This window comes from Chitinophaga sp. 30R24 (genome assembly GCF_049056765.1).
Lineage (GTDB): Bacteria > Bacteroidota > Bacteroidia > Chitinophagales > Chitinophagaceae > Chitinophaga.
Genome location: NZ_JBJGXX010000003.1, coordinates 440,488 through 462,086, shown reverse-complemented (window position 1 = coordinate 462,086; position 21,599 = coordinate 440,488). Strand labels below are relative to the sequence as shown.

12 protein-coding genes are annotated in these 21,599 nt (G+C 43.8%); 1 reads left to right on the top strand and 11 read right to left on the bottom strand.

The annotated features are described in order from the left end of the window. Window positions 1-328 precede the first annotated feature (328 nt). The 7 genes from ACDQ55_RS12025 to ACDQ55_RS11995 all read right to left on the bottom strand — a co-directional run bounded on the left by ACDQ55_RS12025 (window position 329) and on the right by ACDQ55_RS11995 (window position 8,112). On the bottom strand, window positions 329-493 hold the full coding sequence (locus tag ACDQ55_RS12025; RefSeq protein ID WP_420981636.1) for a hypothetical protein: 165 nt from the start codon (window positions 491-493) through the stop codon (window positions 329-331). 567 nt (window positions 494-1,060) lie between these two features. Next, window positions 1,061-1,447, bottom strand: coding sequence for a hypothetical protein (locus ACDQ55_RS12020; RefSeq protein ID WP_420981635.1), 387 nt, complete (start codon window positions 1,445-1,447; stop codon window positions 1,061-1,063). A gap of 22 nt (window positions 1,448-1,469) precedes the next feature. Then, window positions 1,470-2,465: an RHS repeat-associated core domain-containing protein gene (locus ACDQ55_RS12015; RefSeq protein WP_420981641.1), complete on the bottom strand. Its 996-nt coding sequence runs from the start codon at window positions 2,463-2,465 to the stop codon at window positions 1,470-1,472. An 835-nt stretch (window positions 2,466-3,300) separates the two neighbouring features. Further along, window positions 3,301-4,164, bottom strand: coding sequence for a tyrosine-type recombinase/integrase (locus ACDQ55_RS12010; RefSeq protein ID WP_420981634.1), 864 nt, complete (start codon window positions 4,162-4,164; stop codon window positions 3,301-3,303). After that, window positions 4,161-5,018 carry a tyrosine-type recombinase/integrase gene (locus ACDQ55_RS12005; protein WP_420981633.1) on the bottom strand — a complete coding sequence of 286 codons (858 nt, stop codon included), beginning with the start codon at window positions 5,016-5,018 and terminating at the stop codon, window positions 4,161-4,163. Before ACDQ55_RS12005 ends, ACDQ55_RS12010 begins: the two co-directional genes overlap by 4 nt. A 167-nt stretch (window positions 5,019-5,185) precedes the next feature. Beyond that, a complete protein-coding gene (locus ACDQ55_RS12000; RefSeq protein WP_420981632.1) occupies window positions 5,186-7,855 on the bottom strand; it encodes a CHC2 zinc finger domain-containing protein in 2,670 nt (889 codons plus the stop codon). Next, on the bottom strand, window positions 7,852-8,112 hold the full coding sequence (locus tag ACDQ55_RS11995; protein WP_420981631.1) for a SymE family type I addiction module toxin: 261 nt from the start codon (window positions 8,110-8,112) through the stop codon (window positions 7,852-7,854). The genes ACDQ55_RS12000 and ACDQ55_RS11995 overlap by 4 nt, the downstream gene beginning before the upstream one ends. A 188-nt stretch (window positions 8,113-8,300) precedes the next feature. Between ACDQ55_RS11995 and ACDQ55_RS11990 the strand changes: the two genes are divergently transcribed. After that, entirely contained in the window at window positions 8,301-8,663 is a 363-nt protein-coding gene (locus ACDQ55_RS11990; protein WP_420981630.1) for a helix-turn-helix domain-containing protein, read from the top strand. Between the two features lie 64 nt (window positions 8,664-8,727). On the opposite strand, the gene ACDQ55_RS11985 is transcribed toward ACDQ55_RS11990, so the two are convergent. Genes ACDQ55_RS11985 through ACDQ55_RS11970 form a run of 4 tightly spaced genes read right to left on the bottom strand, consistent with a single transcriptional unit; the run spans window position 8,728 to window position 21,579 of the window. Then, on the bottom strand, window positions 8,728-9,063 hold the full coding sequence (locus tag ACDQ55_RS11985) for a hypothetical protein (protein ID WP_420981629.1): 336 nt from the start codon (window positions 9,061-9,063) through the stop codon (window positions 8,728-8,730). A 5-nt stretch (window positions 9,064-9,068) separates the two neighbouring features. Continuing rightward, window positions 9,069-17,360, bottom strand: coding sequence for a hypothetical protein (locus ACDQ55_RS11980; protein WP_420981628.1), 8,292 nt, complete (start codon window positions 17,358-17,360; stop codon window positions 9,069-9,071). Between the two features lie 6 nt (window positions 17,361-17,366). After that, window positions 17,367-18,110 carry a hypothetical protein gene (locus tag ACDQ55_RS11975; protein ID WP_420981627.1) on the bottom strand — a complete coding sequence of 248 codons (744 nt, stop codon included), beginning with the start codon at window positions 18,108-18,110 and terminating at the stop codon, window positions 17,367-17,369. Further along, window positions 18,100-21,579, bottom strand: a complete 3,480-nt coding sequence (locus ACDQ55_RS11970) for a hypothetical protein (RefSeq protein ID WP_420981626.1) — start codon at window positions 21,577-21,579, stop codon at window positions 18,100-18,102. Before ACDQ55_RS11970 ends, ACDQ55_RS11975 begins: the two co-directional genes overlap by 11 nt. Between the last annotated feature and the right edge of the window lie 20 nt (window positions 21,580-21,599).

Here is a 21,599-nt window from a genome sequence, read left to right as displayed (position 1 = left end):
TCTATGCAATCAGATTTAGATGATTGGATGAACTATTATAATGGACAAAGAACCCACAGTGGAAAGTATTGTTTTGGGAAGACTCCCCTGGAGACATTTACAGACAGTATTGGATTGGCTAAGAGAAAGCGTATTACAGACTGGTATTTAGATGCCGAAGTAACTTCCTGATGCTTTATCCACTAAAATTTGCAGAGTCACAATGAGCGGGTAGCTCTGCAAATTTTTTAGTGGATAAAATATTCATAGATTTACAGCTGATTCGTTGGGCCCAAAATTAGCTGTCTGTCAGATTAAATATTGACTATTACAATTTAGTAAATCTATTCTAAATAAAGCAGCTTAATAAGTTGTCTATTTTTTGTTGCAAATCCACTGTGTACTCTTTCCAGATGGACTGTTTTGTTCTATTTGAACTCAAATAAGCCTCAATGATAAGGTGCTTGTCAGTTTCTAAATAATAACCATTTTCTGGTTTAATGATTTTCTTCATTTTTTACACGTTTTGTGTAAACCTATTTCAGGACAAGACAGACTGCTTCGTTCTATTTGAACTCAAATAAGCCTTAATGATAAGGTGCTTGTCAGCTTCTAAATAATAACCATTTTCTGGTTTAACGATTTTCTTCATTTTTTACACGTTTTGTGTAAACCTATTTCAGGACAAGACAATAAGCATTTTTGTAACTCCTGATTACATGCTTTACTATATCGTCCGCACTCATGGGGCGGCCTCTATGGCCGATCAACAAGATATCACTATCAGCACCCTTTAATAACTGCGGGCGCACCTGCTGCAACCAGGTATGTAATAACAATATCTGACTGGACTTTAAGGATAAAGTACGGCTGTTAGTAGTATGAGTAGATTTTATATACAAAAATTAAACGACCAGGATAAAGCTGATGCCTTTAAACTACTGGACATGTTTATTCGTGATGCTATAGCAAGGCACACCTACCATAAATAGATACGAGGTACAGTCCGTCTTCATTAACCTATAATGCAAAAGCCCCAGAAAGGCTTTACATTATAGGTTAGTGATATCAATCAATCCTATCACGGCCTCTTATAAATTAATATACTTTTTTGTGATAAAGAGTCAAATAACTTTTCATCAATATGCTTCTTATCGAAGGCTCCCACTGGACTTTGACTAAACTTATCCAAGACCCTTACTTCAAAAAAATCATTTTGATAGTCATTAACTCTTACTGAAATTAATATTTTCAAGTTGCCTGTATCCACTGCAACCTGATTACAATCTTCTACTATTGTAAACATACTTTCTTCATCTGGAGCAATAACTAAATCAACGCTCGGCATATTCTCATCTCTAAACAATTTTATATTCCCTAAGACATTCTTTTCATAGATCACTTTATTACTTTCTGTGTAAGCACACCCCGTAAGCATAAGTAGTAGCCCAATAAAACACCTCTTCATTAATTATATGATTAAATTATTATCAAAATCTTAAAATTCCATCCCAGCTGCTTTCAACCGCTTCTTGTAACGGTACTTGAGGAGGAGCAAAGTCTATATTCCACAAATAACGTTGATAAGTACTGGTTAATGGTAAAAAATGACTTCCCTGTCTACCTCTATTTACATTTCCACCTGCCTTATTATCACTAAAAGAACTAGTAGTTTTTGAATCATACACACATATTGTTGCTGTAGTTCCGTTTGCATTCACGCGTATTGAGATACTAAATGAACCTAGCACATGAATAGGCGAATTCTGGCTATTATCTCTCCAAGGATCTTCAAACTGTTTGATCTTACCCCATGCTTCTCCTACACCCTTCTTGACGTTTTTAAGTAAACTACCTGGACGAAAGCTAGCCACATAAGCCTCTCCGGGGACTGCTTTACCATCTAACATTACAAGGTCCACCAAATATGACAATTTACTTCTTACTTCAGCCCAGTTCTGTACAGAAGCCAAAGCAGTTCCGCCTGTTATTATTGTATTTTCTGCCCCAGTCCCTGCTACATAATTCAATCCGACATTAGCAATATCATTATATGGTGTTTCTACACCAACAGCGTTGTTAGGATTTTGATAGCCCCCACGTGGATTTTGGGAAAAATTCGCCTCCGGGTTTACATTTAAAACTTGGCCAACGACTAAATTCCCATCTTTAATATTATTCATCTTAGAAATATCTTCAACAGAAACACCATACTTTTTTGACACATCTGCCAAAGACTCTCCTTTAGCCACAGTATGTTTTAAAGGATCTCCTGGCCCCATCCCATTTACATCGACTAACATTATTGGATTATTAGCTGCAAAGGAATATGTAGATTGAGTTGGATATTTGTTTGCCAGTGGATCGACAGAAAAGAACCTCCCAATCCTCGGATCATACACCCTCATTCCATAATCCTGCTGGTTCCCCTCCCCCTTCACCTCATTGTCATTCTCCTTCCCATTAAACCCATATCTATAAACCACCACTCACCCGGGCTCCACGGCCTCACCTCCCATCCACAACCTGGCATCTACTCAAAGAACTCCTATAAATATATTACTTTTTATTTCATCTGTTTTTTTCAACTGAAAGAAAAAAATATAAGCGGGTAAAAGGCAGGCAACCGTCCTGGTAGATAGATGATGTGTTACTGCTGCTGATGTTATATGCTGCCGATGGTCACAGAACTAACGTCCAGCCTATGTTCTACAGCTGATCACATCATCTGTCTACCGGGACGGAAGCAAGATAGCACTACAGCTGATCAGGGTACTGACGCTGGTGTTCGCGCAGTCTTACTCTCCGGGTGTCGGGTCAGCGGTATAACGCTGATGGCTATATCCTGTCGCCCTAACATACGGGCTGCCGCCCCACACCGCCATTCCCACCTGGCTGCTGTGGCGGCAGCCTGAGCGCAGGCCCTGTAGCGCAGCGGAAGGGCCAAGCGAGGGCGAGCCACAGCCAGCCGCGCCTTCGACCTATATCTCGCCGGGAGCGCCAGCGGACGGCAAAATCAAAAATGGAAGGCCAGGTGGGACGGCGGGGGGCGGACAAAATGGACAGCGTAGGGATGGCGGGCATTAAAACGACCATGATTAAAAACTGCCCTTAGCCAGACCGGGAGCTGGCCGAACGAAGGGCGACGGGAGCGCAAAAAGCGTGACAGGACGAAGCGCAGCCCCTGTAGCGCAGCGCAAGGGGCAAGCGTAGGACTGGCGCGCCTTTTTGCCGACCTAGCCCGTAGTGAGACCTTTTTTCCTTCAACATAAAGGCTTTACAATGATTAGAAGCATCATTGCATATCAGTAGCAACCGGGTTTATCTCATCGGATGATACTGTTCTATCGCGGCTTTCAGCGTTTCTACCCCGCTTTGTTTATAACGTTCTGTACTCGATGGATACTTATGCCCCGCGAACTGCTGCACCACGCTTATATCATGACCCTGCCGTAACAGATTAGCGATCACGCTGCCGCGTATTGCCTGCGCCGTTACTCTCCGTCCGGGATAAGTATCTTTATAACTCCTGATTACATGCTTTACTATATCATCAGCGCTCATAGGCTTTCCTCTGTGGCCGATCAGCAGCGCATCACTATCAGCACCCTTTAACAACCGCGGACGCACCTGCTGCAGCCAGGTATATAACAACATAATCTGAACAGGCTTTAACGATAGGGTACGGCTGTTAGTGGTATGCGTAAATTTTATGTAGATGCTGCCCGCTTCCAGGTTAACGTCTGTAACGCATATTAAGGCCATTTCCTGCGGCTTTAATCCCTGGTAGACTAATAGCCCCATTAACACCCGGTTACGGTAATATAACGCCTGATAACGCTCTTTACGATCCAGTAACCTTTCCAGTTCATCAGGAATAAACAGGTCCTGCAACTGTACATCACGGCTACGCTGATCTCTGAGCAGGATAGAACGGCCAGGATGATCATTACGGGTACCGGTGCTACATAAATAATCATAGTAAACCTTAATACTGCACAGGATGCGATTTAAAGTAGCTGTATTATTATAACGCTCACGTAAAACACTTAAGTAGCTGATCAACTCTGCATAACCAGCCAGGGGGGCAGCTGGGTAACTGCTTAAGAAGATGGTTATTTCACGGTGATAACCTTCCACCGTAGCAGGCGTGTAGTGCTTTTCGAGATACTCATATAATGTCATAAGGCTTGTAATTGATGTGATCCGGGCCGCGCATAGATCTGCGTGGATTCAAGGCATTTATGACCTAAAAAGTCACGTACATATTCCATACTCATACCACTTTGTAAAAGATGGGTAGCTATACTATGGCGCAGATAATGCAGGCTGATACACTTACGCATACCTGCTTTGCGCAGTAAAGACTTGAGCAGGGTCGCATAACTATCACCACGCATAGCCCTACCCATGTTATTAAGCATAAATGCAGTACCCGTGTACCTGGCCCTACCCCGCTCCTGTAATACATATTGCTCCAGACTAACCGCAACCTTGCCCGTTAAGGGGATCACACGCCGCCTGTCACCCTTGCCTGATCTTACATACAGTAAACGCTGCCGGAGGTGAACATCGGATAACTGTAACCGTACAGCTTCACTACGTCTTAGCCCGCAACTATAAAACAGATGTAACATAGCATGTTCCCTGCAGGTGACTGCCGCAGCAAACAAGGTTTCTATTTCCCCCACTGTTAAGGGCTCCCGGTGGCCGCGTCCTGGACTTTTAAATTTCAATACACTAACCGGATTACTGGCAATGCCTCCGGTTTCAAGCTGCCAGCTAAAAAATACCTTTAACGCATACACGTAATGACTGATCATCATTTCGCTCAAGGCGCCCCCTTCACCACGCTTTAAAGGCCGTTCATGCAACCATTCATAAAACATACTGATATCAACTGGCTGGATCTCTCCTATACTGCTATACTGCCCGTACTCCAAAAAGTCACGGATACACGCAGGCAGCATACTTTGCGTAGTGCTGCTGTATCCCAGTACAGACAGATAGCTTTTAAAGCTATCTACGATCGGGTACATAACTAATGATATTATTTTGTGATAAAATAAAAGGAAGGGCTAACGATACGGTGATTCCGGTATAGGTATGATGCTTTTCTAAAAGGGGGCTTGAACACTTTTTTGTTACCCGTTACGCCAGCGCACATTTGGGCTATGGCAGCCGATTCTGGCGTTTCTCTGGTGTTTCACTGGTGTAACATAGAGGGGTCTGGTGTAACATTTCTAAGCAGGTCGATTTGCGTTTGCAGGTGCTGTTTCACCCTTGCCCGTAAGGCTTCGTAATTATCCCAGTAGATGACCTGATAGGTAAACCCCCGGTTAGCATGGCCGCCCTGCTGACGTACATATTCAAGGCGTCCAAGATCGCTAAAACAACGGAACACCTGCATTTTACTACACCGCATTCCCTGACGAACTTCCCGCAGGCTAAAAACAGCCGTTTTATAATTTTCGCTGTACTCCTTACGTAGCCAGCACTTCAGCTGCTCAAAAAATTGCCGCAGACTACCATCCAACTCGTCCACCTTCAGCACAATACTATCGAACATAATAACTACCGCCGTTTCAAGATCGGATATTTCTGCAATTAAACGACCCTTACTATCTTTTTTCCTTTGGTACTGATGTACCAGTGTTACCATTTTTACAAAGTTTAAAAACAGATCATTTAAACGCCTGATCTTATGTGCATCCTGTGGTAACTGTAACTTGCTGGCATAGGGATTAATCACCTGGCACGACTGTAAACACCGTACAAGATTTTGTATAAACTGTTTTGTTTCCTGCTCCTTCTTACCGTCGATCTCTCCGGATGCTTTACTATTCTGGTAGTTAATAATACGGTTGGTCTGATCTCCGCTTTCATCCACTGCCAGCAGGAACACACGGCTCATATTGTCCTCATAGATCTCTCCCCGCGTAGTACAGGCCAGAGAGGCAATAGGACCTTTTACTGTTTTCTGGCCGCTGGTGATCTGCCCGTTATCCAGCTTGATACTGGTAGCACTGTTTAGCTCTCCATTGCTCTGCAACTCCCGGAACGCGAACTCCGCCTCTTCGCTTAACCCATCTATATCCTCCAGGCATAACAACCGGTTGATAAAGTAATACTCAGGATAGTTATACAATACCTTATCACTAACGCGGGTTAACTTGGTGACTTTCTCCTGCGGGATACAATCAGATATTTGTTTTAACAACCGGGTCTTGCCACTACCGCTACTACCTTGTATCAGCGCGTGCAGGGTTTCGGGCATCTTATAACTGATGGCGATCAGCAGTAAAAATAAACGGTTCGTTTCCTCTCCTACTATACCTGCCTGCCCTAACAGATCATTTAATCTTTTTATCAGATCCCGTGCCTTCAAAAAACTTTCGGTCGCTGTACATTCCTGTAGCGTAAGGGGATATACACCTGTAACAGACCCGGTATCCCCACCCGGTTTAATAAGAGCCTTTTCCCGGTATTCGTCCAGCAGATCCGTTAACCGGTATAAATCTCTATCCAACAAGGATTTATCAAGCAATAGTTTTTCGCTCACCTCTCTGCTCAGTTTATCTACCTGCTTATCTTCATACAGGTCCAGCTTGTTACGGCTTTTCTGGCTGTTATCCTTCCGTTCTATCACTAGTGTTACTTTCATACTATCCAACTGCTTGCTGATGCCACCCTGCACATAATAAGATATACCCTCCGTACTATAGTATAGTTTATAAGGATTCGTAGTATCCAGACCATCAGGTAATGGCTTCTTTTCAACAGCCACCGTAGCGGGTTCCGGTGTTTTACTTTCAGATGAAAGAAAAAAATCTTTCCGTTCACTAAGCAGGTGAACAAAAATATCCGGTTCATGGGATAAGCCCATGCTGTTTACATCTTCGCCAGCAGGAACGGTAAGTGTTGTAATAACAATATGCGGCAGCTGCTCACGCAGCGCTGCCGCATATTTAGCGACCGCCTTACTTCCTGCCTCATCACCATCAAAGGCAAAAATGATTTCCTTTAAGGCTGGCCAGGATTTAACTGCCGCCCAGTGTTCCTGTGTAAAACCATTGGTTCCATAGCAGGATAATACGCTGTAATCCTTTGTAATAGCGGATTGTTGTAGCAAAGTGGCAGCATCTATAATCGCTTCGGTAAGGATTAAACGCTCAGTTTCAGCTTTAGGATAGCCAGGATACAGACCCCGACGCTCTTTTAAATAAAAGTGCTTCTGATCTTCATCATTAATCGTACTGCGGAAGTACAGACCACACACCTGGTTACGCCGGTCACGTAACGCGAACACTATACAGTACTTGGCAAAAGGTTTATAAGCCTGCCCACCATCCCGGTTATTGGTTCCCCACGGCGATAGTAACCCTACATCTACACAGCAGCGGATAAAGGTTTCATCTCTGCGATTGCCATGATGGAACTGTGCCGTATTATAACCGATCTCCAGACAGGTAGCATCCAGCCCACGACCTCTTATATACTCCTGGGCTGGTTTGCTGTGATGAACCGCATTCTTAAAATAGATAAACATGCTGCCCAGTATATCTATACCAGGCGGTGAGGGAAGGGGCCTTTGAGTGGCAGCGCCACCGATTAACTGTTTGCACTTCTCGATAGCTTCATGTTTGCTGCAACTATCCTTATGCATAACAAAATCAATTATATCCAATGCCTTGCCGTGTGTTTTGCAGTTAGAACTAAAACAATAACAGGTATGTGTTTTATAATACACCTGCAGGCTCGGCGTCTTATCATCATGGAACGGGCAGTGTAAACGCAGGTGCTTATCAGGTTTGAGCCCGTAATGCTGCAATACGGAAGATAATGTCAGCTGCTGCTTGATCTCCTGCATATTCATTGCGCCAGCTTTTTCAGCGTTTGCTTCATTTCCTGTAAGGCAGATTTATACTCATGCACTGCCTGCTCTGTGCCTTCCAGTGGTTCTATGATCAGCAGCCTGTCACGGGTGGCAATCTTTACCATATCTCCCACTTTAAAACCCAACTCATCCAACCACACACCGCTGATATTGAGCCACGGCACTACTGTATGATTCCCTGATTGATCCCGGTGTTTAGGTTGCAATTTGATTTGTCTGTTATTGCTGATCAACATAAAAAGCATTTTTAGTTAACTCAATAGAATGTTGTGGAAAAATATTTTATTGCTACATTTATGCAGCAGAATAAACGTTTATGTAGCACACAAACAAACTTATTTTTCGCACATTAGCCCCCATCAGTATCAAAAACACACCAAAACTGCTACAGATCAGCTATTTTTGTTAACCTAAACAGACTATTATGTCTCAAAAAAACAATCTCGGTAACCGTATTCTTGAACTCCGTAAAGCCAAAGGCTGGTCACAATCAGAACTTGCTGATAAAGTAGATATTTCATACGCCCAGATAGGACGCTATGAGACTAAAGGTGCGCAACCTCCCGCAGAAGTAATAAGGAAGATTGCCGAGGCACTGGATACCTCTGTGGATTATTTAATTTTCGGTAGCTCTACTGACAAAGCCAGCGCTGCACTCCATGATGCAGAAGTGATCAGGTATTTTAAAGAGATTGAGACGCTACCAGGAGAAGATAAAGCAGCATTACTTAGGGTTATCGCTGCCTTTATCAGGGATGTTAAAACTAAACAAACATATACTCATTGATAAACAGAAGGAGCTAACCCTAAGGGCCAACTCCTTCTATTTATATCATTACTCTAAACTTCAACTAACTCCAGTATTCCGGTTTGTACCACTCCGGATTCTCCTCAAAAAAATCTGTCAATAATTGCAATACCATTAACTTCAACTCTTCATCTGACTTGTCGCTATTATAACTAACAATCTGATTTATCCAAAGTACATCTGATTGCATGCCTACTTTCTGCTGATACCACAAACTTATACGTAGAGTAAACTTAGGTATATCATATGCAAGACCCAATGCATCAATGTATCCTTCTATATAACCTCGTAACGAAAAAAAACTCGTATCTGATAATATCATCAATGGTCTGCGCCTCAAAACATCTATCCACTCTAATATTTTGGATGTTTTATCCATAAGAACTATTTAACTGTTATTTTAGGTACGATCTCGAATAATAAATCATCAGCATATTCAAACATGGCTTTATAATCATTTAATGGCATTCCCCTTGAACCCGTCATCATATCATAAACCATCCCTTCTTTTATTACAGCAACATGGTGGGCCCAAAAGGGAGCTGCTCCCTTAGCATAAGTCACGGCACCTAACTGATTCCCAATCCTAGGAAGTACCTGTAAAAACTCTCCACCAATAACTTTATGAACTTTTGCGGCTACAGCCTCGCAACCATTTAAAATTTGCTTCGCTTCTGCTGGATTTAACGGTAAAGGGATCTTGCTACCTCCTCCTGATTTTGCTGCCATTTTAAGCATCCCTTGCCCACCTGTACCTGCTTCTTTTGAAAGACTTCCTCCTTCTGCCCCACCCTTAAGAAGCATCGAAAATCCTCCTGGTGCCTTCCCACCCGCACCTGCTCCTGCTGAAAATGCAGCACTCAAGGTAAAATCAATAAGCCCAGCCGAGCGATCAGCTGTACCTTGTGAAACACCAGCAGCCAACAGACTATTACTAATTAAACTCTCGGTGTAACTTTTCGTTTCTTCTCCGGTAATCATTTGGCTTAAGCCGTGTGATGCTCCATCCGCACCATGAACAACAGCCGCTACTCCCAGAAGACCCCCTACTCCTGTCCATGAAGTAGCTACCCCACCAACAGCACCAACTCCCATTTCAAGTAACCCACCTACGCCCTTTAGCCCTCCTACAACTCTTGTTCCTAAACTCGATGTATCACCAAAAGGATCTGCTAAAGAAATGGGGCTATTATTAAATGCAGAATATTCACTTATCCCAGTAGTTGGTTTCGGATCTAAATTCCATCTCCTTCCTATCTTCGGATCATACTCCCAGAACTGTGCTGTATAACTATTCCCTTCCCCCTTAATCTCATCTGATTTCTCTTGCCCGTTAAACCCATATCTATACCCACCTCCATTAAAACCTCTGCCAATCAACCCCATCCCGAATGGTGCATAATCCTGCGCTGATACCACCCTGGCCTCATAGTGATCTATGCTATTGCCATCAAGGGAAATACCCAGCTTTTCGTCGGATACAGTAGCTAATACATTCCCCAGATGATTATTTAGTTCAAAGAGCTTATACCCACGCATAAAGTTAATAAATCTTCCTGCTCCTATTCCTTCCAATCTAAAAATTTCCGGATACTCATCATTTTGTACAGGGGTAATACGGGTATTCAGGCCTAATCGGGTGCTGCCATAAAGACCTGTTTCTGTTTGGCTTAACAAACCGTTGCTGATAGCCGGATCGCCGCTTACGTATACACTCATCACATTACCTGTTGCATCACGCACATAGCGGGTTTCCGTATTTCCAACCAGTTTGCTGATTCTGTTACCGCTTACATCGTAACTATAACTAATCTGGCTACCATCAGTCTTTTTAATCCGGCTGATTTTACCATATACATTCCATACTATGCTATCCAAATGACCATCCCTGTCCGCAATCAGATTACCTATGGAATCGTACTGATAGTTGCCGGATGTCTGTGGATCTATGTCATTGTCATATTCACCGGCTCCCACCTCATCATGTATCCAGGACAATTTATTGGTCCCTGCCTGGTAGTGGTAAGTCAGCTGATCCATCAGTTGGGACTTATGAGCCCACGTATTATTACCATGCCGGTTATACGTTAATATATTTCCATTGGGATCATAAGTGATGTCCTCTTTAAAGTCATCAACGGATATAGGCGTCCAGGTGTTCGTAGTTTGATCTAACCCACGGTGGGCATTCATACCTATTAACCGGTTCAGTACATCGTATTTATATGCGTATAGCAGCGGCTCTCCTGCTTTAGGTAGATTCACCGTCATAGCCCCGATGTTCCCGTTATATAACGGCTTTAAGGTGCTGCCTGCTCCTGCAAATGGACGCAGGGAAGTAACAGCGCTATAGTCGTCATCTCCAAAGTAATGCAAGCTGTAGCCATATACGTCACGGGCTGTAATACTATTAGCCCCGCCATCATGCCCCATATCGCTACTCACTGTAAGGGAACTGCTGTTTACGCCCTTCAACCATCCCTGCAGCGTATAAGCGTAATCTATACCCTGTACCTGCGCTTGACCTATAATAGTTCGGGCAAGTGGGCCATGTTTGTAATATTGGTAATAAGCTTCATTTTCCCAGTAGAGGCTGTCCTGACTCGTTTCTACATTCGTTAGCTTATTCTCTGCATCATAGCTGTAACGGTGATAGAAAGCATCTACCTTACCTGGCTGATAGCTTACCGTGTTCACTTTACCACTAACAAGATCATAGGTATAGCCGATCTTCTTGAAACGGTTACCCACATTGATCGCCGTAGCAGGGTTGTAATCCTGTAACAACGTTTTTACATTGCCGTGAATATCATAGCTGTAATAAGTAGCTGACGCCTGCTTACCTGGAAGTGTATCGGCAATGTGATTATATACTGCACTCCAGGATACACGGTTACGCAGGTTGCTGGCCTTCCAATCCATGCCTTCAATAAAACCATAGGGCTGATCATACACCGTACGGGTAATCTGTTCACGACTGGAGCCTGCTGCCAACATCCAGGAAGAAAGTGCCACTGCATTGCGGCTCACAGCGTCTGTCATAGGCATGCTGCTGCTAAGCTCACCTACCTCCGTAATACGGCCAAGTTCATCATAGAGCGTGTAACTATAAGCGCTGCTACCCCTTTGTTTCGCATTCTGTGAAACAACTAACCTGCCTAAACGATCGTACCAGAAATACGAAACGCCCGCATCAGGAGATCTTTGCGCCACTACCCCATTGATAGTATTATACCTGTACTCGGTAGTGAGCCTATGCTCAGGCGTGAGCGCTATACCCTGACGACGGGCAGCCCTCACACGGTCCAGCCAATCACGGGAGCGATTCTTCACCACCCCGGCCGGAGGCACAGTTTTAACGAGGTTGCCAGCCTGGTCATAATAGTACAGGGTATAATGATATTCCCCCGTATTATAGGTAACTGAAAAACGTTCCTGAGAGGCAGCCTCCAGGGATTTACTGATATAGCTCCGCTCAAAGTCGTTGATAACAGCATCACGGAGCGCATTGTATATCTCACGGGCTTTATTATCTGCAATAGCAAGACTGTCAGCACATCCGGTTACCGGTATCAGTGGATCGGCGGTATATACAGCTGACGCATTACCACATAATAGCCCATCATAAACAAAGAAACAACTGTCAATACCCGGACAATTCACCGTAGTTAACACCGGGTTACAGCTTTTTTCATTAATCGCTACTGTATTGATATTATTACCCGACAGATACAGCACTGCCTGGGCCGCCATTTGTATCAGGCTGGGATAATCGGCCCTGCCTGACAGGTTTTCCATTTTATCATCGCATCCACTTCTACCTTCCTTGCTGGCCAGCATTAACATCGCCTGTCCGTTGTAAATACCCCCGCCGGCAAAAGAGCCATCAGCACTTTGTACTACTTTGTATAACTTATCATCACCTGGCAATTGTACGTGGTTAGTCCATTCAAGGGTGTTATCTGCCCCCCATTTACTCCACCAAACATCCTGGTTAGCGCTGGAAGTAATAACGCCGCCGTCTGATGTAATGGAACCCGACCAACTTTGTGGAGAGGCCGAGGGTATGCCCAGCAGTTGCTTACCTATGGATACATATCCACTATTGTCAATATCAATTAATTCACCTGCAACTGTGGAGCTGCCACCCACTACCAATTTGTAACCCGTTCCTGTTTTAAATAAATTATTCACCACACAATTACCCATGTTGCCCGGTTGATATTGCAACATAAATAACTCTGCCCCTGTTTTCAGATCCTGTTTAAACAATACCGGTGCGCTTGTCTGAGATGGACCCGCCATAGTAGTAGCTGCTACCAGGGTATCGTTACTCACCACCAAACTGATCATATCTTTCCCATCCACGGAACCTGTTTGTTTGAGCCATACCAGGTCGCCGTTGGAACTTAATACTCCGGTAATCCATTCGGTATTGATACCATTAGTCGTGCGCAAACCAGCGATGGCATAGTTGCCGCCTTGTGTTTGCACAATATCACTCCCTTTAGCTCCATAACTGTCGCCAAAATCAACGGTTTTATTCCACTCAACTGTACCGGTGGCATCTACTTTAACCACCAGCATCGCTCCTTGCGGGAAGCAAAAAGAGCGGGTAGTACCAATAGCAATATAACCGCCATCTGTAGTGGGAATCAATCGTCGGAACTCTTCATCTTCTTCACCTCCGTAAGTTTTAGACCATTGCAACAACCCACGCGCGTCTGTCTTGATAATATAGGCATCTTTCTTACCGGCATTACCGCCTGTTGTAGACCCGGCCATAATATAGCCATTCGCCGTGGCCCTTACATCCGCAATCATATCATTGCCACCATTGGAATAGGTATTCACCATATGCTGGGTGCCGCTCACCTTGATGCATACACGGTTACCGTTACGGGCAGAATGATGGCAGCTATCCAGAAAATCAAGGTAAGCCGCCGTCTTTTCATTGAAACCTAAGCGGTTGTTCATAAACGCCTCAAACAGCCTATTTCCCTGCTGTTGTATCGGATCTGTCTCATCATAAGCAGGCACCACTCCAGGATAAATAGCCACAAATGCGTTATAAAGACTATCTGTAACGTCACAGTTCACACAAGGAGGCGCTACATTACACTGGATCAAAGCTGGTATCTTCACAGGCTTCGGTAAATAATCACAACCTGTTGCTCCATTGCCACTGCACGCAGCCAGTAAGTCATCCAGATCCGATTGTACTATTTTAACGCCACGTTTACGCTGCAGATAAGCTGATAGATTTATATCCTCCGGCTTTTTATTCTGTTTGTATTCTTCATTTAAAGCACTCAGGTTATTACACTCACAATCTTTAGGTTTTTTGTAACTGAAGTTATCACTGTAAACGGGTTGGTTATTATACGCTGGGGGGAAAGTGATCAACTCATTGTTGCACACCAACGGATCTGTGATCCCACGGCGGTTATTATACGCCGTCAGGATTTCCTGAAAACTCTTATATGCCCCTATAACACCTGGCTTTAATGTGCTGGCACCATATGGATGATCTGCATCCGCACTGGCTTTGCACAAAGCCAGCAACTTCGTTTTAATCTCCGACAAGGCCGCAGCGTCATATTTACAAGGCGCCAATTGCCTCAACCAGGTGTTGGCTAAACTGTCAATATTATTGTAATAAACCTGGTTAATCGCATCCTGGGCCGCTTTTCCTTTATCGGAAGCATTCACTATACCATTGATTACTTTAACAGCCCCAGATTGTTGCAGTAACTGGTCTGGCGTATTAAACTGAGGTTGCTTGCCCGCTGTCAGGATAGTCCCTGCAGACGCACGGGCAGCGGTACAGTTACTGTTAATATAATTAGTCACCTCTGTCTGGTGAATGTTCAGGTAAAGCGACTGGAAATTACGCCAGGCCATATCCAGATCTGCACCGCACATCGTACGCTCTGCTTCATCAGTAGTAAGGGAACTGTAACTATCAAGACAGGCAGCTCCCTGATCACATTTCACAAAGGCCACCGCTGCAGACCACAAGCTCATCTGACGGCCAGAAGGTGACTTATATTTCTTCATTGCACTCTCCAGCACTGTTCTTCTCTGTGAAACAAGAGGATCTGGGTTATTACCGCCGGTAGGCAACAGATAACCCTTCTGTTTAGCGCCATAGTAGGTGTCTGTAGCAGAAAAATCTTTCTCCCACAGCTCAGCATTCTTAAGCTGCTGTAAAAAACCCAGCTTACAGTATTCTGGATGAAGCGGCAATAATGCCACCGCCCAGGAAGGTTGGAACGATGCTGCAAATTGTGCGGCGGTTAACTGCTGGGGTATAACGTAGGTATTCGTTTCTACATCTAATACCGTTGCTGGATTACCATTAGCGTCCAGGTACTTGATATCATTACGTTTGTACGTAGGGATAGCAGACCCTTTGTTATAAAAGATAGAATAATCCGTTGTTACACTGTCATCCAATAAAGCATATTGCCCCGATGGAGGGCTCATATCCAGTAACATCATATTACGGATATCATCCCCCGTTGTATGTAAAGCGTCTTCACAATCACTACAAACAGGTTCACAAAGCTGCTTATGCTGTATCGCAAGCTGCTCTTCCATAATAGCTTCCAGCGTAGTGCAAATATTATTCTTCAGGTAGATGCTGTCGCGGTAATAGTTCAGCGCTACATGGCTTACAGACAAGGTTTTAGTAATCTCATAAGTACCTTTTACCAGGTAAAGAGAAAACGACAATGATAACTTACCGTTGTTGGTCACCTGCAGATCCGGCGTGTAATTGTGCAGCACTGTATCAAATGGAGCGCCCCCCAGGTGCTGGTTCCAAACATCATCTGTAATATGCACCTGAAGGTCATACAAACTAATGTAGGCTGTGGTATCCTTATTACAACCTATCTTCTTCAACACCGGAGGGTCCAGTTCGTACCGGAAAGTATAGGTACCATCCATCAATGCAGTTGTTGCATGATGGGTTACCAGCGCCTGGTCCCGGATAGTAGTATTATCCAGGCCGGACAATGAATCTGTTACCGTTATTATTTCTTTGTCCGGTACATCTGCCAAACTTTTATTAGCTACCTCTCCGGCCAGCGCAGTAGCAATCGTACGGCCATGCATATCTACATAGCTCACGGATAGCTGACCATTGGCATCTTCCACAATATTTTTGGAATAATGGCTGCTTTGCCCTACTTCCGTTCCAAACAATGCATCCAGGTTCTCCTGCTCGGCATCACCATAATAGTATTTTACTTCGTGGTTACTCCCAATTTTAGCAACAGGTCCTACTCCTCCTTGTTTACTCACACGTCCTGTATTATCCGGCGTATAAACAGTTTCTACAAAAGCATAACCTTTAGCATCAGGGATATATTGATTTACGCCGGTATTTTTTTCTGGATTGGCAACAGAATAATATTGGCTGGCGCCAGAGGTAATGTCCATAGGAGCCGCGCCGGCAGTAAGTAGATCGGAAGGCTGATCCAGATGATCATACTTGTGCTTATCATATTCCCCTCCATTGATCGCAGCATTGAGGTTGCGGGTATATTTCAGTACGTTGCTTAACGTAGGCGCGGGCAACACCTGTATAACAGGACGGCCCTGGTAATCGTACAGGGAAGAAGCAACAACGGTTTGATTGGTAGTATTATCTTTTGTGACAGTTTGCCTGTTACGCAAACTTCCGTCGTAATACTGCACCACTACTTTACGTTTGCCATCTTCAGCAAAGGAAATACTCGACTGCCAGTTTAAATGGCGCTGGTGCCCATTAAAAGTATAATGCCCCATTCCTCCAGGGAAATCAGCACTCCAAGCCGTTGTTATCCTTACATCATTATCCTTCTCCTGCACAGCCCTTACCCGGTAAAACAACACCCCTACTTTATCATATAATAGCGGAATGGTATAACTATTACCAGTAATCGTTACCCGGGTAGTATTATTTTCAAAAACCAACTGCGGGTTAACTGGCATACCATAACGATTAACATCCAAGGCGCTGGAATCAATATAGGCCCATTCCAGGTCATATACATCCGCACCTATTACTGCCGGCCAGCTCACCACTATTTCATCTGTAGAATCAGTATTTTCCGGATTATTGGAAGAGATACTTCTGATCGCATCTGCTATACTGTTTAACTTGTAAACAGGATGCACTTCCATTTCATTTTCAAGCTGTAATGCAGGTAAAATATCCCGGGACGCGTTAGTAGTAACACTCAATATTTGCACCTTTACCTGGTGGGCATTGGCAAATACGAAACTGCTACGCAGTTTATAAGGCTGCGTAGTATCATAGTCTACTGTAAGCGTTTGATCAGTAGTATAAGTATTCAGGTTAGGGGCTGTATAGAAAACGCGGACATTCACCGTGGCGCTGAAAGTAGCCGGCAAGTATAAACCGGAATGTTCATTGATACGTAGCGTAACACTGTTCCTTACCAGATAGGGGGTATCCAGTTTGTTCTTGATGGCAGCATCAAAATAAATACTGTCCTGCACATTTACCGCAGTGTCTTTTGCCAGCTGCCCTTTGGCGCCATCCAGCACCCTTTTGATCAGGATGCCTTTTTTTTGCTGGGCCCAGCCTGACAATCCCGGCAACAGTATACAACCAAGCAACAGTAATAAGGTATAGGGTACTTTCAGCCAATAAGGTTTCATATATTTCTATAGGTTCGGCGATGCTTTAAAAATTTGATAGTCCCGGTAAGCCGGTGTTGTTTTGAAAGTACCTTCATCCCTGATAAAATAAATACTTTCATCGAAACCGCGATAAGCTGCTGGTAACGGTTTATAATTGGTGAAATGGGAATATATCTCTATAGTTGGCATAGCATCCTTTTCCTTTTCATCAACATTTTGCGGAGGAACATTCATGATAATACGGATACCTATCAGGAAACCGCTACTCACATCTGCAACAAACGTAGTGCGATTATATGGTGCCCCTGGTTGATACCTGACCAATAATATTTTTTGTTTTCCTTGTATGCTCACCGACCAATCCAGCATATCCGCCGCTATCTTCGGAACAGATAGGTCTCCTGTAAAACCAATTTCACCGGTCAATACGGTTTGGGTCAGATACATACTTTTATTATTTTTAAACAGCACTATCGTATAATGCTCGTTTACTATAGTCTCCACATCATTCAGGGAGTAATGCATCCGGGCACCGGAAATATTCATGTTTCCATACAAGGTATCAGCAGTATCATCCGCTGTACCAGACCTCGTATAAGTAATACGGATATCGTAAGATACCGGGCGGCTTTTAGCATCCAGCTGCATTTTCCTCAGTTCGGCCACCAATTTGGCGGTATCCGAAGATTGGGCTATTAGCCGGAAGTTGCCCAGCATCAGCAGTAACAGGATATAGCAAACTACCGTGGGTATGCGGCTATTGTACATTTCCTTCTTCTTTTATGAAACCATTCCTGGTTTCTTTAATCGTTTTAATACCACGTTCGGTTTCTTTCTTCACACGGATCAGCGCACCATCGTCGTCATATTCGTAAAATGTGGCATAATTATTTTCATCCAGTTCTGCCAGCATTCGCAGGTTCTGCGGGTCGTACACGAAGGATTTCATATTCGCGTTATAAGGATGGAAGCGTAGGTCATCAAAATACACTTTGGTGCTTCCTGTGGCTACCATCACCACACTTAACCCTGTACTCCCCTTAGGCAGCTCCACTACTTGTTCATAACGTTGCCAGCCATCAATGATACTACCGGTTGGTTGTACTTCTGAGGTAATACGCGTGTCTCCTGCTACAAACAAAGTGATCTTATTATTAGTATAAGTAGTGCATTTACAGTCCTGTTCTTCCTTTACCCATACGCTGAACAACATTTTTTTACCTGCCACCGGAGAAAAAGGAGGCAATAATATACTACTGTTCACCTTTACATTCCTTAATACCTCATAGGGGGTACAAGTGCTGCCGCCCACATTAAAGGAAGGTGCTTCAATAGGTAACTCTGAAGCTACTACCGGCACTTTCATCTGCACAGTATCATGCCCATTCACCCGTAAACTATAACGGCCGGTATGATGTTGCGTACTATCCAGTTGGGAAATATAGTTGCTGAAATCGAAACGCCGGTCAACCGGGCATGCACCATCCTCACATTTACCACTGATAAAACCATAATCTTCAAATCCGTCGAAAGCAGCTTCCCGGTAACGACTATTTTGCACAATAGCTACAGGAATGGCATTGTCATAACCATACAACCCTGCATTATACCGGCCCAACGGGTCTTTATTCTCCAGCTCAAATCCTTTCTTATTAAATATGGTGCTTTCTGCATTCCATACCCAGGCAGTAGTATCGTAATTGGTATCCTTTGCCCATCCCTTGGTTTGCTGTTTCCAAAAAACTGCGAAATCGTTAAAGGCCCCATCTGAACGGATATTGGTGGCTTCTGCAGTACTGGATTGGGCACGGGCGCCGTAATAGGTATACGTACGGGAAGGATGCCAGTTACCCAGCATGCCATAGGTATAAGGGTTTACGCTGGTATCGGTTACCGCGCTAAAACAATAGGTAATATAAGGCGCCAACCGGATGTTCACGCTGCCTTCTATGGGCCTGGCGCACATATCGGAACTAATGGTTACACGGTACAGGCCTTCCTGGGCAGGTTTTACCTTGGGCAAGACAATATTCTGTGCAGTGCTGGTAAAATTATTGGGACCTGTCCAATAATATGTTTTCGCGGTAGTAGGCAGATTGAAGGCCTTCAAATAAATATCGTCATTTACACAAAACAAAGGTTTGTCTGAAGTTACTACCTGGTAGTTGGCAAAATCCAGTATGGTAATCCTTTGTACAATGGAGGCATTACAATCATCAATGATCTTTACCTGATAATTTATGTTCCTGGTTAATTGGTAAGCGCCTGTACTGCTAAAATTGCCCGTATAGTTACTATCCAGATAAGGGCCTGTTTCCCCTTTTCCATCTGCTGCCAATTTATACAGATAATGCTGGCTGCTGCTATTACCATCTGCCGCCCGGATCTTAATATGTCCATTATTGTCGGGGTCGCCCGGACATACCCATCCCAGGGTGCTATCGTTCCTTACTTTGAGGGGGCTATCTTCAAAAGTGATCATTTGGGAATTTTCTCCATAATCTGAGATTCCTCCCCTTCCTCCCATAGTAATCTTGTATGTGCCTGCAAAAGGTAATACAATTGACTCCCCCTCTGAAAACTGGTTACCTGGAAAAGTACTGGTACCTGACATTACTTTATACCGTCCACCTGTAATGTTATTTGCCTGTCTTACAGTACCTGCTGGTGTAACTTTCATCCCCAAGCAAGTCCTTTCCAACGAGTAGCTCCAGTTATACCAAAAAACGTCGTCATCACTGAGGAAAATAGGAAGATCGAACGACTTCCCTAAACAGGGATCTGTTATTCGAAACACATAATACCCTGGCTCTATATAATCGAAACCATTCATATTCTGAATAGATACTGTATTTGAATACTCAGAGGTGGACCAAGTTCTGGACGAGACAGGATTTATCATTTTTATAGTAGTGCCAGCAGAAAAGTTCCCGTTATTGGAAATGACGGTAAACCCACCTACTCCGCTCTTACCGCTAAGAGCAGAAGTAGTAAATGCAGTAATGATAGAATAAGGATTCAGCGTATCGGGAGCAATCACATTAAAAGCAGTGTCACTGTATAGCACGGCTCCATCTCCTGAAATTACTTTTAAACTATAACGGCCAAAAGGAAATAATCTTGAATCAACTATGGGACCCGGAGTATAAGTATTTACATCTGTCAGCAACTCCCCTGTTTCTTTGTTCAACAGAGATAATGTTACTGGATTACAAAAGATATATCCCAACGAATAGGTAGCACTGATCTTAAACCCGGCAGTGCAATCTCTGAAAACAGAATACCAAAATCCGAGATTCTGTATTTTATAAACATTTGCTACTTCACTTTGGCAACCACCGCTTACATAAAATGTAATATTCTTATTATAATAATCATTTATCGTTTTCCCAGGGGGAAGCATGATTGTATCATAACTCAGGTATAATTGATCCACTTTTTTTACAGGAGACCTTGGGCCTCCATCTAATGAAACACTGTACACAAATGGGCAATCATCGCCTCTATATCCTGGAAAGTCATTGGTAAAAAGGTTGCAATAAACTGCAAAACTGTTACAACTATTCAGGTTGATAAGTTGCAACCGGGCACTGGAAGACAACTGTGTATTCAACTCCTTCACCTGAACCGTTGTAATAGCCGGCGTAGTAGAACAAGCATCTGTGATAGACACAGTATAATTACCAGTTGGAAGACTGTCAATAACAAAGCTGGAATCACTTGTTACAAAATATCTATTACCCAGATAGGTGCCAGGATATGCAGTTAATGTGATGCGATAAGGCAATTTCCCTAATTTCATTTCTGTTCTGATCCTGCCGGTATGACAACTTTTTAAAGCATCCCTGGCAATAGTTATTGAAGCCGTCAGCTCCTTATAGTTCCCGGCCACTGTCACATCTGCAACCTGGGAAACCGGCTGATGATTACACAAAGCTTCTATCGTTATCCGGTAAGGACCCGCCTTCAGATTTTCCAATATAGGCGTAGTACTTTGATAAATAATATTTCCACCTGCAAACAATGGCGTCAGGCTATAGTGGACACTATCCAGGCTAGCAGCATCCGGTCCTTTAATGGATACGGCGATTCTTCCATTGCCCGCACACGTTGCACTGTCTATCACTGCTGCAATACTCCAGTTACTGCATTGACTCCGGCTGCTATTACCGATAAACATCAATAGCAACAACAACATCCCACCAGCTATCTTATTCCATTTAATAAATTGTCCCATCTTTTATATTGGGTAATACG

What these genes read in the sequence shown, in the direction of transcription:
- ACDQ55_RS11980 (WP_420981628.1), bottom strand. Translation starts at nt 17,360, where the DNA reads ATGAAACCTTATTGGCTGAAAGTACCCTATACCTTATTACTGTTGCTT.
- ACDQ55_RS12025 (WP_420981636.1), bottom strand. Translation starts at nt 493, where the DNA reads ATGAAGAAAATCATTAAACCAGAAAATGGTTATTATTTAGAAACTGAC.
- ACDQ55_RS11990 (WP_420981630.1), top strand. Translation starts at nt 8,301, where the DNA reads ATGTCTCAAAAAAACAATCTCGGTAACCGTATTCTTGAACTCCGTAAA.
- ACDQ55_RS12010 (WP_420981634.1), bottom strand. Translation starts at nt 4,164, where the DNA reads ATGACATTATATGAGTATCTCGAAAAGCACTACACGCCTGCTACGGTG.
- ACDQ55_RS11985 (WP_420981629.1), bottom strand. Translation starts at nt 9,063, where the DNA reads ATGGATAAAACATCCAAAATATTAGAGTGGATAGATGTTTTGAGGCGC.
- ACDQ55_RS11975 (WP_420981627.1), bottom strand. Translation starts at nt 18,110, where the DNA reads ATGTACAATAGCCGCATACCCACGGTAGTTTGCTATATCCTGTTACTG.
- ACDQ55_RS11970 (WP_420981626.1), bottom strand. Translation starts at nt 21,579, where the DNA reads ATGGGACAATTTATTAAATGGAATAAGATAGCTGGTGGGATGTTGTTG.
- ACDQ55_RS12000 (WP_420981632.1), bottom strand. Translation starts at nt 7,855, where the DNA reads ATGAATATGCAGGAGATCAAGCAGCAGCTGACATTATCTTCCGTATTG.
- ACDQ55_RS12020 (WP_420981635.1), bottom strand. Translation starts at nt 1,447, where the DNA reads ATGAAGAGGTGTTTTATTGGGCTACTACTTATGCTTACGGGGTGTGCT.
- ACDQ55_RS12005 (WP_420981633.1), bottom strand. Translation starts at nt 5,018, where the DNA reads ATGTACCCGATCGTAGATAGCTTTAAAAGCTATCTGTCTGTACTGGGA.
- ACDQ55_RS11995 (WP_420981631.1), bottom strand. Translation starts at nt 8,112, where the DNA reads ATGTTGATCAGCAATAACAGACAAATCAAATTGCAACCTAAACACCGG.